The 14217-nt window shown below is 43.4% G+C and carries 17 protein-coding genes; 6 read left to right on the forward strand and 11 right to left on the reverse strand.

Annotated features, from left to right (window positions below):
* Positions 1–115 precede the first annotated feature (115 nt).
* Positions 116–577, reverse strand: coding sequence for a sigma-70 family RNA polymerase sigma factor (locus tag SIO70_RS24375; RefSeq protein ID WP_320575157.1), 462 nt, complete (start codon positions 575–577; stop codon positions 116–118).
* A gap of 91 nt (positions 578–668) precedes the next feature.
* On the opposite strand from SIO70_RS24375, the gene SIO70_RS24380 reads away from it, so the two are divergent.
* Positions 669–1367, forward strand: a complete 699-nt coding sequence (locus SIO70_RS24380; RefSeq protein WP_320575158.1) for a RibD family protein — start codon at positions 669–671, stop codon at positions 1365–1367.
* 154 nt (positions 1368–1521) lie between these two features.
* Here the strand turns inward: SIO70_RS24380 and SIO70_RS24385 are convergent, their stop codons facing one another.
* The 5 genes from SIO70_RS24385 to SIO70_RS24405 all read right to left on the reverse strand — a co-directional run bounded on the left by SIO70_RS24385 (position 1522) and on the right by SIO70_RS24405 (position 6701).
* Positions 1522–1962: a hypothetical protein gene (locus tag SIO70_RS24385; RefSeq protein WP_320575159.1), complete on the reverse strand. Its 441-nt coding sequence runs from the start codon at positions 1960–1962 to the stop codon at positions 1522–1524.
* 141 nt (positions 1963–2103) lie between these two features.
* Complete coding sequence (locus SIO70_RS24390) at positions 2104–2409, reverse strand: hypothetical protein (protein ID WP_320575160.1); 306 nt, start codon at positions 2407–2409, stop codon at positions 2104–2106.
* A 129-nt stretch (positions 2410–2538) separates the two neighbouring features.
* Positions 2539–4620 (reverse strand): GxGYxYP domain-containing protein, encoded by a 2082-nt coding sequence (locus SIO70_RS24395; protein WP_320575161.1) that lies wholly within the window; start codon positions 4618–4620, stop codon positions 2539–2541.
* Between the two features lie 294 nt (positions 4621–4914).
* Positions 4915–5838 carry a helix-turn-helix transcriptional regulator gene (locus SIO70_RS24400; protein WP_320575162.1) on the reverse strand — a complete coding sequence of 308 codons (924 nt, stop codon included), beginning with the start codon at positions 5836–5838 and terminating at the stop codon, positions 4915–4917.
* A gap of 8 nt (positions 5839–5846) precedes the next feature.
* Complete coding sequence (locus tag SIO70_RS24405) at positions 5847–6701, reverse strand: NAD(P)H-binding protein (protein ID WP_320575163.1); 855 nt, start codon at positions 6699–6701, stop codon at positions 5847–5849.
* A 94-nt stretch (positions 6702–6795) separates the two neighbouring features.
* Between SIO70_RS24405 and SIO70_RS24410 the strand changes: the two genes are divergently transcribed.
* Positions 6796–7236: a YqgE/AlgH family protein gene (locus SIO70_RS24410; protein WP_320575164.1), complete on the forward strand. Its 441-nt coding sequence runs from the start codon at positions 6796–6798 to the stop codon at positions 7234–7236.
* An 18-nt stretch (positions 7237–7254) separates the two neighbouring features.
* Here SIO70_RS24410 and SIO70_RS24415 read toward each other — a convergent pair whose 3' ends face one another.
* Both SIO70_RS24415 and SIO70_RS24420 read right to left on the reverse strand, forming a co-directional pair.
* Entirely contained in the window at positions 7255–8001 is a 747-nt protein-coding gene (locus SIO70_RS24415) for an SGNH/GDSL hydrolase family protein (protein ID WP_320575165.1), read from the reverse strand.
* A 176-nt stretch (positions 8002–8177) separates the two neighbouring features.
* Positions 8178–8777: a hypothetical protein gene (locus SIO70_RS24420; protein WP_320575166.1), complete on the reverse strand. Its 600-nt coding sequence runs from the start codon at positions 8775–8777 to the stop codon at positions 8178–8180.
* A 156-nt stretch (positions 8778–8933) separates the two neighbouring features.
* Between SIO70_RS24420 and SIO70_RS24425 the strand changes: the two genes are divergently transcribed.
* Positions 8934–9407: a macro domain-containing protein gene (locus SIO70_RS24425; RefSeq protein WP_320575167.1), complete on the forward strand. Its 474-nt coding sequence runs from the start codon at positions 8934–8936 to the stop codon at positions 9405–9407.
* Here the strand turns inward: SIO70_RS24425 and SIO70_RS24430 are convergent.
* Positions 9393–9842 (reverse strand): hypothetical protein, encoded by a 450-nt coding sequence (locus SIO70_RS24430; RefSeq protein WP_320575169.1) that lies wholly within the window; start codon positions 9840–9842, stop codon positions 9393–9395. The genes SIO70_RS24425 and SIO70_RS24430 overlap by 15 nt on opposite strands.
* Positions 9843–10135: 293 nt before the next feature.
* Here SIO70_RS24430 and SIO70_RS24435 point away from each other — a divergent pair, with 293 nt between their 5' ends.
* The gene (locus SIO70_RS24435; protein ID WP_320575170.1) at positions 10136–10381 is read left to right on the forward strand and encodes a hypothetical protein; all 246 of its coding nucleotides are present in this window, start codon (positions 10136–10138) and stop codon (positions 10379–10381) included.
* 193 nt (positions 10382–10574) lie between these two features.
* Complete coding sequence (locus tag SIO70_RS24440; RefSeq protein WP_320575172.1) at positions 10575–11789, forward strand: NAD(P)/FAD-dependent oxidoreductase; 1215 nt, start codon at positions 10575–10577, stop codon at positions 11787–11789.
* 209 nt (positions 11790–11998) lie between these two features.
* Here SIO70_RS24440 and SIO70_RS24445 read toward each other — a convergent pair whose 3' ends face one another.
* Positions 11999–12556, reverse strand: a complete 558-nt coding sequence (locus SIO70_RS24445) for a hypothetical protein (RefSeq protein ID WP_320575173.1) — start codon at positions 12554–12556, stop codon at positions 11999–12001.
* A gap of 80 nt (positions 12557–12636) precedes the next feature.
* On the opposite strand from SIO70_RS24445, the gene SIO70_RS24450 reads away from it, so the two are divergent.
* Positions 12637–13593, forward strand: a complete 957-nt coding sequence (locus tag SIO70_RS24450) for a DUF4421 family protein (RefSeq protein ID WP_320575174.1) — start codon at positions 12637–12639, stop codon at positions 13591–13593.
* A 116-nt stretch (positions 13594–13709) separates the two neighbouring features.
* Here SIO70_RS24450 and SIO70_RS24455 read toward each other — a convergent pair whose 3' ends face one another.
* Positions 13710–14168, reverse strand: coding sequence for a hypothetical protein (locus SIO70_RS24455; protein ID WP_320575175.1), 459 nt, complete (start codon positions 14166–14168; stop codon positions 13710–13712).
* Positions 14169–14217: the final 49 nt, after the last annotated feature.

Genomic DNA, 14217 nt, shown 5'->3' on the forward strand with positions numbered 1-14217 from the left:
AGTTACTTACCCTTCATTTCACTTCTCTTTAATCATCAGAAACAATCCTCACTCATGTTTAATAGTCACTAAATCTTCGTTCTAATTCTCAATAATTACCAGGAGCAATCTCCTCTCATTTTTTAAATAGTAACTGCACCTTCGCCTTAATCCTATTCAATTTCACGCCCACACAATTCTCCGTCACCCCAATAATCTCCCCCATTTCCTTATAACTCAACCCCTCCAAATACAAAGTAATGATCGCCTTCTCATCATCCTTCAATTTCCGCAGCACCTCAAACAACTCTGCCCCCCGCTCATCCAATACCTCCGCCCTATCCGGCAATACATCCGAATACACAATCGTCGGCACCCGCTTTCGATAGGCTGCGATCGCCGTACTCAGCGCTACTTTATACATCCATGTACTGAATGCCGCCGTACCTCCATACGTTCCTATCGACTTCCACAACTGAAATACGATCTCCTGGAACAAATCCTCCCTGTCCTCCTTCGAATTGCGGTACAACCTGCATATCTTATGAATGATTCCCTGATGCTGCCCGATCAGTTGTAAAAATTGCGTTTCATTCATAACTTTTTATATTTGCCATTTCTCTGTTAGTTGCAAAACCTTTCCAAAACTTACAAAGAATCAAAAAAAAACTTACAAGTAACTTAATAATATGAAACAACGACCATATACCATCTGTTTGATGATGAGTACCCTGGACGGTAAGATCCTTGGCGACAAATGGGGCGACAGTCCTCAGATTAAAAAACTGGGCGGCAAATTTGAAGAAGTACACAACCTCATAGGCAGTTATTCATGGATCGTAGGCCGTACCACCATGGAAAAGGACTTTACAAAATTTGCAAAGCCCATCTATAAACCCGGTACTCCCTCCATTCCCCGCACGGACGTCAACGCTAATCCGGATGCAGCCACCTATGCGATTGCCATCGATGCGCAGGCGAAATTAGGATGGGAAAAATCAGAGATGCATGGCGATCATGTTGTGACCGTACTTACAGAAAGCGTGTCTGATGCTTACCTGGCACATCTGCAGGATATCGGGGTATCTTACATTTTTGGAGGCGCTGCAGAGATCGATCTGAATATTGTACTCGAAAAACTATACAACCTGTTTAAAATTGACATCCTCATGGTTGAAGGCGGCCGCCACCTCAATGGCAGCTTCCTGAATGAAGGACTCATTGATGAATACCATCACCTGCTACTGCCTATTGTAGATGGCAATCACGACAATCCGGCGATGTTTGAAATAGATTCAAAAGCTAAACGGTTTGACGCCGCGCTGTTTAAACTCGAAGAAGTAAAACGGATTGAAGATGATGTGCTCTGGCTAAAATATAAGTCATAAAGCGCTAAAGGGATCTATCATAAGTAACAGGAAGGCCATGAGAAATGAGGCGGTGACTATTTTACTTCTTGGTATTCATCTGCGAATAGATTACAGGTATCAAAAAGGGCGTATCCCAAAAAGGATACGCCTTTTCAATTTTATCTTCATTGCATCAGGAAGGCAGGATATTCGAATCCATCACCACCTTGCCCACAAGCTTACCGCCCCTGGCATTAGCTAAAGCGACTCCCTCCACCTCAATCCGCCACTTCCCTTCCGCACTTACATCATCCGGAAATTCAATGGCAAATGAAAGCATGGCCAGTCTGCCATTTGTATCCAGGTTCTCCTCATTATTCAGACCAATGCTGAGCGTATACACTACATCATCACCATCCACACTCACCTGCAATGTATCAGGCAATACTACACCAAGATTCCCCGGCAGCGCCAGAATAGTTGTAACGAAACCTGACTGGTCCTTCGTCTGAGTATAAGAAGCAGGTTGTAACTGTTCTAATGTATATGGCTGTACAGGATAAGTAGCTGGCAGCGCAAAATACTCGTAAGACAAATTAATGAAGGGGACTTCAAAAGTTGACAATGTACTCATAGTGAGGGTTAAAAAAATAAAACAATCAGGGTTAACTAAAACGCGTATCCGGATAAGATTTTCATCAGCCTTCTATACGAAAAGACCGCTTTTCTTCAAATAGAAGAAAAGCGGTTTTAATGATTACATCAATCATTTACATCACGGATGTGTATAGATCGTATACACCAGTGTGCCGGATGGAGGTAAGCCATAACCACCGCCAGTCCAGCCATAAGCTACCACGGTTCCGTTAGTAGGATCCAGGTCTGCATCGCTTACTACCAATGCATTTGCCAGGGTGCTCCATGCTATGAACGTACCGTCTGGTGTGTACCATGCATAGTTCACGATCTTAGCAGCTGACTTTGTAGCAGGTTGTTTTACTTCCTTAATGGGAGTAAAAGAGCAGAACAATAAAACCAGCGTGAACAGAGAAAGGGACAAGAGGGTTTTCATGTTTCTCATGTGGGTTGTCTTTAATGATTAACAAATAGAGGGTTATTTCCTTTTAAAGATACAAAAGATGTGAATTAAAAATATTAAAATCAGCTTAAGTTTTTCGCGCTTCTGTTTATAACAGAAGCGCGAAAACAATTACTTACAACTAATCACCGACTGCTGCTGCGCAGGTACAGATGATCCCATTGCCTTTGACAACTTAAACAAATTACTGCTTGGCGAATCTACCGGCAATCCATTGGCTTCACGAATCAACTGGAAGATATGATCCGGTCTTACTACCACATAATCGGAATTCAGTGCTGTCGCCGCATTCTTAAAGCTGGTAGGCGTTACACCCTGCCATGGCTGCGCCTGTATAATGATAAATCTAGGCGATGTACCATTCCAGCCTGCAGCTGCAGAAGCAATATTATCTTTGATGGTCTGCTCTGTTGTACAATAGTTACAATTCAGTGCCATACCCGGTAGTGTATTGTTATAAATCGTTAAACCACCATTGGTATTCTGCGCAGTCATCCCCAGCAGTGATGGCGCATACGTTGCATACGTCTGACCTACATTCTGATTAATACCACCGGTGATGGTATTCCATATTGTCACCACTCTAAATCCTGCACGCTGATTATAATCTTCTGTCTTCGCCACAAACTGGTTCAGCTTCGCCTGATCCCAGCTGTTAGGATAGGTATAGCCATAGCCGGAAGGACCACTGATCAGGTTATCATTATCTGTTGATGACTGCCAGTAGTAGTTCAATGCACCCGGCATCGCATCCAGCATGGCTGGTGATAATGTCCATCCCATCGGCACCTGTCCGCGTCCCGGGTCATTCCACAGTTTACGCATCAGGTGTTCTACATATTGCAGGTTGTCGCCATCACTCAATATAAATGCCACATAAATTTTATTCTGCAATGCTGGTTTCTGTGGCATTGCTTTCAGGTTCACTGTTCTAGGCATACCGCTATGTACGGTGAGGTTGGAAGACCAGTCACTCGCAATAGTGGTGATACCATAAGTTGATGTCCTTTGCACACCCGATCCTTCGTTCTGCCACCAACCCATGAAGTTAGCACCTGCAGGCATTGATGCGAGAAAACTATTCAACAACGTACTTTCCTCTGCAACGTCAGGATCCAGCCAGATGGTCGCAGCACCAATAGCCGTGGCATATTCACGCAATGCAGCTTTGTGCGTAGAAGGATCTAACCCGATCAATAAACGCTTGTCTGCATTCGGCCAGTAAGTATTATACATAGCCTCGTACACCGCCATCTTGCTGCTATACACACCACGCAGATCTGTTAAGATCGGCAGGTTGTAAGGCGCTGCCTGCAATTTGGATAGCAATGTTGGTGAACAGATCAACGCATTCTGATTCTTTGCCAGCATGGTGGCCAGGTTCACGGTATGGATCTGAGATGGATCATACACGATCAAACCACCGATTTCGCTACGGTACTTGGTGATCAGGCTATACTTATCCGATACATCGTTATAGCTCAACCCGAGAGAATTCAACCAGGTATACTGACCTTCGGCAAATGCATCTCCTTCGTAAGAGAAGATACGTGGTTGTGTCTTGTTGACAATACCTTTCAGTGAAGCAAATAAGTACATTTCTGCAGAAGAATTATTCTGCTGTACAGCTACATAATCCACTTTCGTATAAGCCGAACCCCGCCAATATATACGCAGTTCTATCGAATGGTTATCTGCCGGCATGGTAAACGGCAATGTGAAAGTGACATAATCACCCGCTATGGTAAACATAGTACGGGTAATGGTTTGCGACGCCAGGGTAGCACCCGTTGTCGCGTCTCGCACATCAATATCCACAACAGGATCATTGTTGGCGGTATTGTTGTCCGTCTTCATACGGAACTCCGCTACATTCGCACCTGCGGGAATAGTGTTGTCATAAGGACCATATATCATATGGTCGTTGGCTGCGTCGATACCCACCTGGCAAAGCCAGCCATCGGTTTCTAAACGGCCTGTTTTATGACTTAGTGAAGAACCTTCTGCTTCCCATTTCGTGGAAGTCTCGCGAAGGATAATCAGGTCCTGCGTTTGTGCGGTAGCAGGAAATGATGGCAATAACTGACCCTGGGGCCAGGTGGTTTGAGCCATTGAGGGCATGGCGCAAAACGGCATCAGTAGCAACGACATGGCTACTGCAATCTTTACAGACGGGTTACCGGATTTGATCATAGGTAAACTATTAAATATGAATGTAACGTGTCCCTTCCAGGTGAAGGGTCTTTAATGGACGCTAAGTACGCTCTGAGTCATTTTCAACGTGAACGAATTAAAAGTACGTATTAAAAGTGAATTGCAAAATATGATTGAGGATGGTTGGACGCTAAAAGGATTTAATAGACTGAGAATCAAAGGAATTGTAAATTCAATTCATAACAATGAAATAACAAAAAAACGCTTTTGTCGAACACAAAAGCGTTTTTTTGTTATGCGATTAATGGCCTGCGGCCGGCATCATTTTAATATCTAATTAAAGGATTGCCTGAATGCTAACGGCGATACATTCGTCTTCGTCTTAAATAATTTACTAAATGATTGCGGATGCTCAAACCCAAGCTGGTAAGCAATTTCACTCACTGACAATGTGGTCGTAGACAACTGTACCTTCGCCTGCTCAATCAGTTTTTCATGTATATGCTGCTGCGTACTTAACCCAGTTAACGCCTTCAATAACCCACTCAGATAATCTGCGGAAACATGTAGTTCTGTTGCTACATAACTCACCGTAGGCAAACCCCGTTGTTCTTTAAAATATACTTCCAGCAAATTATCCAATTGCGTTAATAACTGATGACTGCTTCTTCGCCTCGTCAAAAACTGTCGCTGATAAAAACGCTCTGAATAATTCAATAATGATTCCAACAATGAGATAGTTATATTATGACTAAAGGTATCTATGTTCGCAAAGATCTCCTGCTCTATATTATCCATTATATGCACCAGCGTATTTTCTTCTTTATCGGATAAAAACAACGCTTCATTTACTGCATAATCAAAAAAAGCATACTGTCGCATCTTCTTTGCTAATGGCGTATTCCATAGAAAATCAGGATGTACCATCAGCATCCATCCATTTGCGTCCTTCATTGCCATCATTTCCCTCATGGTCTGTTCGTCCATCTCCATACCAAATACCTGTCCCGGGGCCATAAACGACAAAACCCCTGCATCAAAATCATAATCCTGCTGACCATATTTTATCTTTACTCCTTTTGCAAAACCCTGCTTCAGGGCAATAAGATAGAAGTCTGGCACCAATGTCTTCGGCTCGAATACGGGCAACTCTTTGATCGTATTGAATTGCACCACACTGATCAATGGGTGACCTGTCATGGGCAAACCCCTTAACTGGTGAAATTCGCCAATGGATTTTACTCTATATGGTTGCATATTCAAATTTAATAAGCTGCTGCAAATAAAGGTGCAAAATCCTTCAGTTTCCGTTTTCCCGGTACAGGCCGTTGCTGAAAGTATTTTTCCTGAACCCTGCCGCTGTGCAGCGCTTCCTGCATGGCTACCAGCATAGCTGCCAGCTCTTTAGGCATACCCATCATTTCCATACCCTGTAGTACCTGTTCTGCAGGCAATGCCGGCCATTGCAGATCGGGTTTGCCGATGGCTGTACCCAGTATTTTTGCCGCTTCGTTACAGGTAAGTTCATCACTGGCTACGTAGCGGATCTTAATTCCCTGTGAAGGTGTTTCCAGTTCTTCCACTACTACATCTGCAATATCTTCCGGTGCTACAAAGGCTATCATATCATCACCGCCATAGTTGGACATAATCATGCCATAAGTTTTGATCATACCAATAAGGCCGTAAAAATTAGAATAAAACGATCCCGGTCTTAAATGGGTCACGTTTACATCTTTTAAGTGATTGAAAAAGCCTTCCGCGTTATGGTCTTTGATCGCTTCCGCTGCCCACCCACTGAGGTGGATCACTCTTTTTATATTATTTGTCTGAATGGCCTGTACGTAATTATTGGCAATACGTGTAAAGTATCCCAGTTGGTCCTGTTCTGCCATATTGAAAGGGGTCATGCAATACACGGCATCTGCTCCTTTGAATGCTTCCTGTAAGAAATCAGGGTCCTCCAGACTGCCGATGGCCGGCTTTGCGCCCAAAGCAATAATCGTTTCGGCTTTTGCCTCATCACTGCTGATGACTGTCACCTCATGTCCTTTTTCAACTAATAAAATGGCCAGTGGCTTACTGATATTGCCTAATGATCCGGTTACTATGATTTTCATATGATTATGATTTTAGACAAATGTAGACCTGCCTGAAAATCTTCTCGTAGCCGAATACGGTCTGGTTGTAGCCAAATCCTTGTAACTTTACCAGATGAAAGCAGGTCAATTTATACACGCCAGTTCGCTACTGGATGCCAGCATATTTGAAGATGTCATCATCTTCATTACCGAACAGAATGAAAAAGGAGCGATGGGATTTGTGGTGAATAAACAATTTTCCCGTGGACTGACTGAGCTGGAGGAGTTTAAAAACGGGCAATCATTCCCTTTGTATGAAGGAGGGCCGGTGGACCAGGAACATCTTTTCTTTGTACACCAACGACCTGACCTGATTCCGGATGGTACACATATAATTGATAAAGTGTACTATGGCGGTGATTTTAAAACCGCCGTAGCACATATTAATAAGGGTACCCTTACGACCCGGGATATTAAAATATTTATCGGTTATTGTGGATGGGATAATACCGAACTGGAAGCTGAAATTGAAGAAGGTAGCTGGACGGTGGCAGAGACAGGCGACATTTTTTAGTACCGCTTCAGATTCCGTTTACTGAATCACCCCCTGAAATATAGCATGATCCGCTATCTTATGATACAATATGTTATGCCCTGTATTATTCACATGCACACCATCGCTATAAGCCACCGCTGCCCTGATCGTTCCATCTTCAGCAGCCAGGGTATCATACACATTGCTAAAATGCTCGCCAAAGGCTACCTGCATCTTTACATTCAGGTTTTTCAACCGTGTTCTGTAAGCCACATCCGGGAAGTTGCGCGGTTGTGTACCGAAAATAATATACTTCACCTTCGCTGAATCCAGCAAACGGATCATCTCATTGAAGTTGTCCATGATCTCATCATCTGTATAATCATATGCCACATCATTGGTTGGATATGACATGATCACCAGCGCAGGCCGGAAAGATAATGCAGCTGTAATGTTGTGAAGGGTATCAGTCGCAGGGCGACCAGGTTTAGTAAAGCTCTTGGGAATACCCTGGTAAGTGGTGAGCCCGACTATGCCAAGGTTGAAATAAGTTAGGACCCGCTTATTATCCTTTGTAGACAGCTTTAACCTGTTTACCCAGGAAGAATCGGTTGGATTGGCTCCCATGCCTGCGGCAGTGGAAGAACCAATAATAACAATGGTGGCGGAATCTGCCTTTGCAGGAGCCGGGTTAATCGGTGTTGTTGGAGTTGTCCCGGGTTCTTTTATGTCAGCATTCTCATTTTTACCACATGCAATGAACAAGGTTGCCAGCGTAAAGCAACAATATAGGTAACGTTTCACGGCGGTAAAGTTATGATTCGATGATAAATCACTGTTCACACCTTCATGCTATGCTGCATGGTATATATAATTAATTTATTATCAACTTATATGCATTACTGATTTTGAATCATTAGCAGTGATTAAAAGCCTGCTAACCAGTCTCTACAACTCTTCTACCCCTCATCCAGTACGCTTCAAATTTTATTTGTACTGGTTTTCCGCTTATATCGTGTCACCTTCACCTCTGCCGGGTTCAATTCATGAAAACCGACACCCAAAAATCGCTCTACCAATTTCCCCGGCACCCTCAAATCTTTCGCAAACCTTACCATTTCCCTGATCTCTTGTGGCGACAATCCATCTTCTTCCATTTCTTCCAATTCCTCCTCTTCAAATAACGGCTCATCCGGCGCCTCCTGCTCCTCCAACAACGGATTGCCAAATTCAAAATACACCTCCTCCTCTGAGCCATATTTAGTACGAATCCGGGTACCTTCTTTAAACACTGCATATCCATACACCCCCACCGTCGAATTCTCAAGCAATACACCTATCTCCGTCTCCGGAAATATATCTATTATTGCCTTTGCCTGTACGCCCAATCCTGCAGATAAAAACTCAAAAGGCAACTCCCTGTCCACTAAAATCAAACAACCATTATATTCACCCGCAAACAACGTTTCCGGTTTATTTGTCTCAAATAAATTTACTTCCTGCTCAGGTTCGAAATCTTTTAACAAAAGATCTTTGTCGTAAGCGCCTTTTACAAACACATAATATTTATTCCATGCCATGTACAACTACTTTATTAAACCGGTGTAATGTACCTTCTTTTTTAGATAAAGGCCAGCAATCAGATTATCGGGCTTTAATCATTAAAATCACCAGCCGTCGACTCATCAACCTCATTTACAAAACCAGTATCTTCGCCTCTCAAAATTCAACAAACAATGAACACCCCAATCACCTATGTCGAAGGCGATCTGCTGGTAGCCGCAAAAGCTGGAAAATTCGATGCCATTGTACACGGCTGTAACTGCTTCTGCACCCAAAAAAAGGGCATAGCTGCCCTTATCGCCAAAGCTTTCGGTTCAGACAAATTCCCCCTTGAAGCAAAGCATTACAAGGGCGACCGAACTAAACCCGGCAAAATAGATTACCAAACAATAACCCTTCCCAGCCAACAGCCGCTCACTATCATCAACGCCTATACTCAATACGACTACAGGGGCGAAAAACCTTTCGACCCTCTCGCATTCCGGCATTGCATGCAGGCAATAAACAGCCGGTTCAAAGGCGCACATATTGGCATGCCTTTGATCGGTGCTGGTCTTGCGGGCGGAGATTGGGATGAAATCAGTAAAATAATTGCGGCAGAATTAACAAACTGTCAGGTCACAGTAGTCCGTTTACAGCAACGATAACCGTTGTTCTAATAATTTGATCTTACCTGTCCAATAACCCTTTGCTTCTTCTTTTTCTTTGTTGGTTTCCTGTCGCAACTGTTGCAATTCACCATTGTAAATGGTAATCAAACCGTTCAGATGCGTCTTCAATCCTTCCTTCGTATTTGGGATATACCCGGGTCCGGAGCAACCGCAAGAGTGAAATGCGATGCCCACTGAATATAATACACGCAGGTGTTCCCATGCCTTAATTTTTCCTTTTCCAGGAGCTTCGAAATCCATGCCCATATCAGCCATCAGCTCCCCACAATCGGGACACTTGGCCAGCTTGGCATGTGCATGTCCACCCGTTCCGGAACAGGAACAGTCATCAGAAATTCGCCTCTTAAAGGTCTTACGGCATTTAAAACAAGCATAGTGTGGCTTGTATACGGAAAATCCATATCGACACATATATACAGTTAATTAGGGTAAAGTGATGCAAAGATACTACGCTCCTGCCATAGCATTTCTTTATAAAATGTTATAATTTGTCAATGCAATTGTCTTTGTTCCTGACCTATGCAGTAGCCGTAATAAAAAAAACCGGCATTACAAAATGCCGCTTTTAATGTAGTCAGTTATTGATCATCAACTCCAGCAAACGCAATGGGGGCCAGTACCTTTGGCAGGATGCCGTTCGACAATAAACCTGGTATATTATTTTTAGTCTTTAAAATCCATCAAGTATTTTTTATCTTCATTTCATGAGTACCACCTATCAACCCATTAATTGCGACTACTACGATCGTTTGGAGGCCTGGGCCACTATGCGCACCATCTGCCTCATCCGGTTTACATCCGAAGAAGGGCAGGTGCAGGAAGTCTCCTCGCGCATCGCCGATCTCTTCGTCCTTGAAAAAGTGGAATATATGCGTCTTGAAAACGGCGTTGTATTAAGACTTGATACCCTTATCGACGTCAATAATATCCCCCTACCCAATCAATGTTAAAGGAACAACCGCCAGTACAGGCATAAAATTAATAACACCCCATACACCAAAACGTTCAATTTACCCCCCTTCCAGGTCGGTTTACCTGCATACGCAACAGCACCAATGGCAAATACATATACAGCGATGCATACGCTACCACTTCATCCTGTTTACCAGTTTCAAACCAGATGGAAAATCTTACATTTACAATATGTCAGCACAAAAGGAAATCATCATCATTGGGGCCGGCGCTGCTGGTCTTATGGCAGCTAAAGAACTCTCCACTCAATACAACGTCACCATACTCGAAGCGCGGCCACAAGCGGGTGGCAGAACGACTACCCGCTACCCTGCGCCCGGTATTCATATTGAAACCGGTGCTGAATTCATACATGGCGAACTGCCCATCACCCTGTCTTTGTTACAGGAAGCTGGCATTCCTTATCACCCCATCAATGGTGAAATGGCCCTCGCAGAAAATGGAGAGCTCAAACAGGAAGAAAGCTGGATGGAAGACTGGGATAACCTGATCGGACATATGGGTAAAGCTGCTGAAACAACCACCATGCAGCAATTGCTGGATCAATATTACCCTGCCAGTCAATTTGCAGCACTTCGTAATCATGTACAGGGATATGTGGAAGGATACGACCTCGCTGACCTGAACAAGGTAAGCGTAAAATATCTGTACGATGAATGGACACTGGAACAAGGCACCAACTTCAGAATTGAAAACGGCTACACAGCCCTGATCAATTACCTTGGCAAAGGATGTAATATTATCACGAACCAAACCGTGCAAAACATCTCATGGCAGCCGGGTAAGGTAACGGTCACTTCACAGAACCAGACTTACACCGCACACAAAGTACTCGTCACCGTTCCTATCAACATCTTACAAAACGAAAGCATACAGTTTTCTCCTGCTCTTCCTGCATACACAGCAGCAGCACAGCAGATCGGATGGGGAACCGTTATTAAGTTCAACCTGCTCTTCAAACAGGCTTTCTGGAAAAGAGATATCGGGTTTGTGTTAAGTGATGAAGATGTGCCGGTATGGTGGACGCAATCTGAAGATAGCTTAATTCTTACAGGGTGGCTGGGAGGCCCGAATGCAGCAGGACCTCAACCTGATCTATTGGCAAAAGCACTCAACTCGCTTTCTAAAATATTTAATGCAACAAACATTGCGGACCTGTTGGATCAAAGTTTTATCCATAACTGGTCAACGGAACAAGCCATACATGGCGGCTACTCCTATGGCATGCCTGATTCTGAAAAAGCAAAGGCAGTATTGACCACACCCGTTGCAGATACTATTTATTTTGCTGGAGAAGCGCTATACACAGGCGATAGTCCCGGTACCGTAGAAGCCGCACTACAAAGCGGAAAAGAGATGGCGATCAAAATAAAAGAAGGCGTATAAATAAATGAAGCGCCTGAGAAACCGTATATGGATCTGGCTCCATCGGGTATCCGAATTAAAACCTTCATGAAAGAGGTTATTCACCAACGGGGATGAAAACCATTTTCTGAAAAAACCTTCATGAAAGAGGTTATTCACCAACGGGGATGAAAACCATTTTCTGAAAAGAGGGTGTATCTATTTTGTGATACACCCTCTTTTGTTATCATTTAATGCTTAGGCTTAGGTATCACTTTGTACTTCCCATCCACTATCAGATCCTTTAACCATACCCCATACTTTTTCTTATTAATTTTCTCATTGTACTCCTCATCCAGCACCACCCTGCCCTTCACAATTTCATAATAGATATAAGGCACATAATACACTGAATCCGCAGCAGGATATGGCGCCACTGTATATGCACCGCCTACTTCCAGGTTCTGATCATGGTCATAATCCCTGATATCAGAAGATACTACATTCCCGATAGAATCCGCCTTGCTATTATTTACACTGAAAATTATCAGATCTTTAACGTCCGCACCGCGACTTACTTCCAGAAATAAAAATACATTGCCTCCATTTTCAATGAGCTTATTGCGCCTGCTATCTAAAAACTCCGCGCCATTGCTCAGCAGATACGTACGGTTACCATTCACAAATATGGTCCCTTTATTAATATTGATCTGCTGGTTCTTTGTGCTCACGAAGTGAAAATTTGATTTTTGTCCAAAGGCTGGCAGCGCTATAAAGGCCAGCAGACAATGTCTGAGTTTTAATTTCATAGTGTAGTTGTTAATATCGGGTAGAAACTTAAACATTTTTTGCGAAAAAACCTTTTACTGATTCCTGTTGTTGTAAAATCATGTGGCGTTACCTTTTTCTGTCAGTAATTTTTCCGGCTTCAGTGTTTGCTCAAAAAACAGACTCGGCTTATATTCAGCCATTTCAAAGGAAAAATACGTTTGAGCTATATTCGGGAACGTATAGCACGACGTTTAAATTCAGGACCCACCGAAACAGACAGCATAATTATAAACTGGCTGTGAACAGCAGTGGATACCTGGGAGGCGATGTGAGTTATAAATGGCTATACCTGCAATATTCTGTCAACATACCCGGCACAGAACTGGACAATAAGGCAAAGTATCACTATCGGCTGATCAGGATGCAGTTTGGTAGTCATGCGGTGAGCGTAGAGCCGTTTTATAACGCCTATAATGGGTTACTGATACCCAATCATGACCACAGGGGATATGAGGCCTTCCAGGGGATTGATTTTACGAATGCTGGACTCGACCTCTTTTACTATATCAATCATAAGAAATACTCTTACAAAGCAGCCACTTCCTTTTCCGAACAACAGCTTCAATCTGCGGGTGCTGTATTCCTGGCAGCAACCCCGCTCTGGCACCAGATCAGTTGGAGAAAACCGACCCCACATCTGATTTCAGACTCATCTACTTATAATTTATTATCTTCTAACCCCTCGTGGTTGTCGCTGGTATTTAAAGGAGGATACACCCACAATATTGTACTGGGACAGCATAAGTGGATCATCGCACCTGCGGTGATGTTTGGTGCAGGGGCTTTGCATGAATTAAATACAAATAATTACAGGCTGCAGGCGGTGACTGATATGCAGGGATGGATCAATGGGGGGTATAATGGCGATAAGTATTATGCATACCTCAATGCCTCGTGGGAAAATCTGAATACGAATTTATTAGTGAAAGATATGCACCGGACAGATTGGAACCTTGGCTTTACACTGGGATATCGGTTTGCACATCTGCCCAAAAAGATTTTAGGGATATTGTAAGTGTATCAAAAATAAATAGACCTCCTCAGCAATGCTTAAAGGACAACCTATCTCCATTAAGTAGCCAAATAAAAACAGGCCGTATCTTAAGAAAGATACGGCCTGTTTCAAATCCATTATTGCTGTTGCGTTTGTGGCTGAGTTTGTTCCTGTGGCTGCTGTTGCGGTTGTGACTGTTGTCTACGTTCCATCTGCTGTTTGTAATAATTCCTCTTGGCATCATACACAGCATTGTCACGTTCTCTTTTCAACTGTCTCACCTCCTGCCTTCTCTCTCTACCACTCAGATCTCTATCCATTTTCACAGAAGCGATCCTGTCGGCATAGTCATTTTTAATGTCCATCACCTGCATATCGAGTTTAGTAGGTCGATAAGGAGCCGCATAATAAGGGTATCCATACCCAAATCCCCAGCCAAATGGTGAATAGAATGGGCTGTAGTAACCAAAACCACCGCTTACAATGACGGTTGTCCGACCTCCCCCATGGAAGCCACCGCCACCATGTCCGGGACCCATTGCAAAAGCACCTGTTGCCATTACGGTCATCGTTAACGCAATTATTATCTTTTTCATGACTCCTCCTTTTCTTTTTTATAGTATTTAGACTGTCGTTTAAAGGAAA

Source organism: Chitinophaga sancti (assembly GCF_034087045.1).
GTDB classification, from domain to species: Bacteria; Bacteroidota; Bacteroidia; order Chitinophagales; family Chitinophagaceae; genus Chitinophaga; species Chitinophaga sancti_B.

What these genes read in the sequence shown, in the direction of transcription:
- SIO70_RS24375 (WP_320575157.1), bottom strand. Translation starts at nt 577, where the DNA reads ATGAATGAAACGCAATTTTTACAACTGATCGGGCAGCATCAGGGAATC.
- SIO70_RS24455 (WP_320575175.1), bottom strand. Translation starts at nt 14,168, where the DNA reads ATGAAAAAGATAATAATTGCGTTAACGATGACCGTAATGGCAACAGGT.
- SIO70_RS24390 (WP_320575160.1), bottom strand. Translation starts at nt 2,409, where the DNA reads ATGAGAAACATGAAAACCCTCTTGTCCCTTTCTCTGTTCACGCTGGTT.
- SIO70_RS24445 (WP_320575173.1), bottom strand. Translation starts at nt 12,556, where the DNA reads ATGAAATTAAAACTCAGACATTGTCTGCTGGCCTTTATAGCGCTGCCA.
- SIO70_RS24420 (WP_320575166.1), bottom strand. Translation starts at nt 8,777, where the DNA reads ATGGCATGGAATAAATATTATGTGTTTGTAAAAGGCGCTTACGACAAA.
- SIO70_RS24410 (WP_320575164.1), top strand. Translation starts at nt 6,796, where the DNA reads ATGAAAGCAGGTCAATTTATACACGCCAGTTCGCTACTGGATGCCAGC.
- SIO70_RS24395 (WP_320575161.1), bottom strand. Translation starts at nt 4,620, where the DNA reads ATGATCAAATCCGGTAACCCGTCTGTAAAGATTGCAGTAGCCATGTCG.
- SIO70_RS24405 (WP_320575163.1), bottom strand. Translation starts at nt 6,701, where the DNA reads ATGAAAATCATAGTAACCGGATCATTAGGCAATATCAGTAAGCCACTG.
- SIO70_RS24425 (WP_320575167.1), top strand. Translation starts at nt 8,934, where the DNA reads ATGAACACCCCAATCACCTATGTCGAAGGCGATCTGCTGGTAGCCGCA.
- SIO70_RS24400 (WP_320575162.1), bottom strand. Translation starts at nt 5,838, where the DNA reads ATGCAACCATATAGAGTAAAATCCATTGGCGAATTTCACCAGTTAAGG.
- SIO70_RS24440 (WP_320575172.1), top strand. Translation starts at nt 10,575, where the DNA reads ATGTCAGCACAAAAGGAAATCATCATCATTGGGGCCGGCGCTGCTGGT.
- SIO70_RS24430 (WP_320575169.1), bottom strand. Translation starts at nt 9,842, where the DNA reads ATGTGTCGATATGGATTTTCCGTATACAAGCCACACTATGCTTGTTTT.
- SIO70_RS24450 (WP_320575174.1), top strand. Translation starts at nt 12,637, where the DNA reads ATGTGGCGTTACCTTTTTCTGTCAGTAATTTTTCCGGCTTCAGTGTTT.
- SIO70_RS24435 (WP_320575170.1), top strand. Translation starts at nt 10,136, where the DNA reads ATGAGTACCACCTATCAACCCATTAATTGCGACTACTACGATCGTTTG.
- SIO70_RS24380 (WP_320575158.1), top strand. Translation starts at nt 669, where the DNA reads ATGAAACAACGACCATATACCATCTGTTTGATGATGAGTACCCTGGAC.
- SIO70_RS24385 (WP_320575159.1), bottom strand. Translation starts at nt 1,962, where the DNA reads ATGAGTACATTGTCAACTTTTGAAGTCCCCTTCATTAATTTGTCTTAC.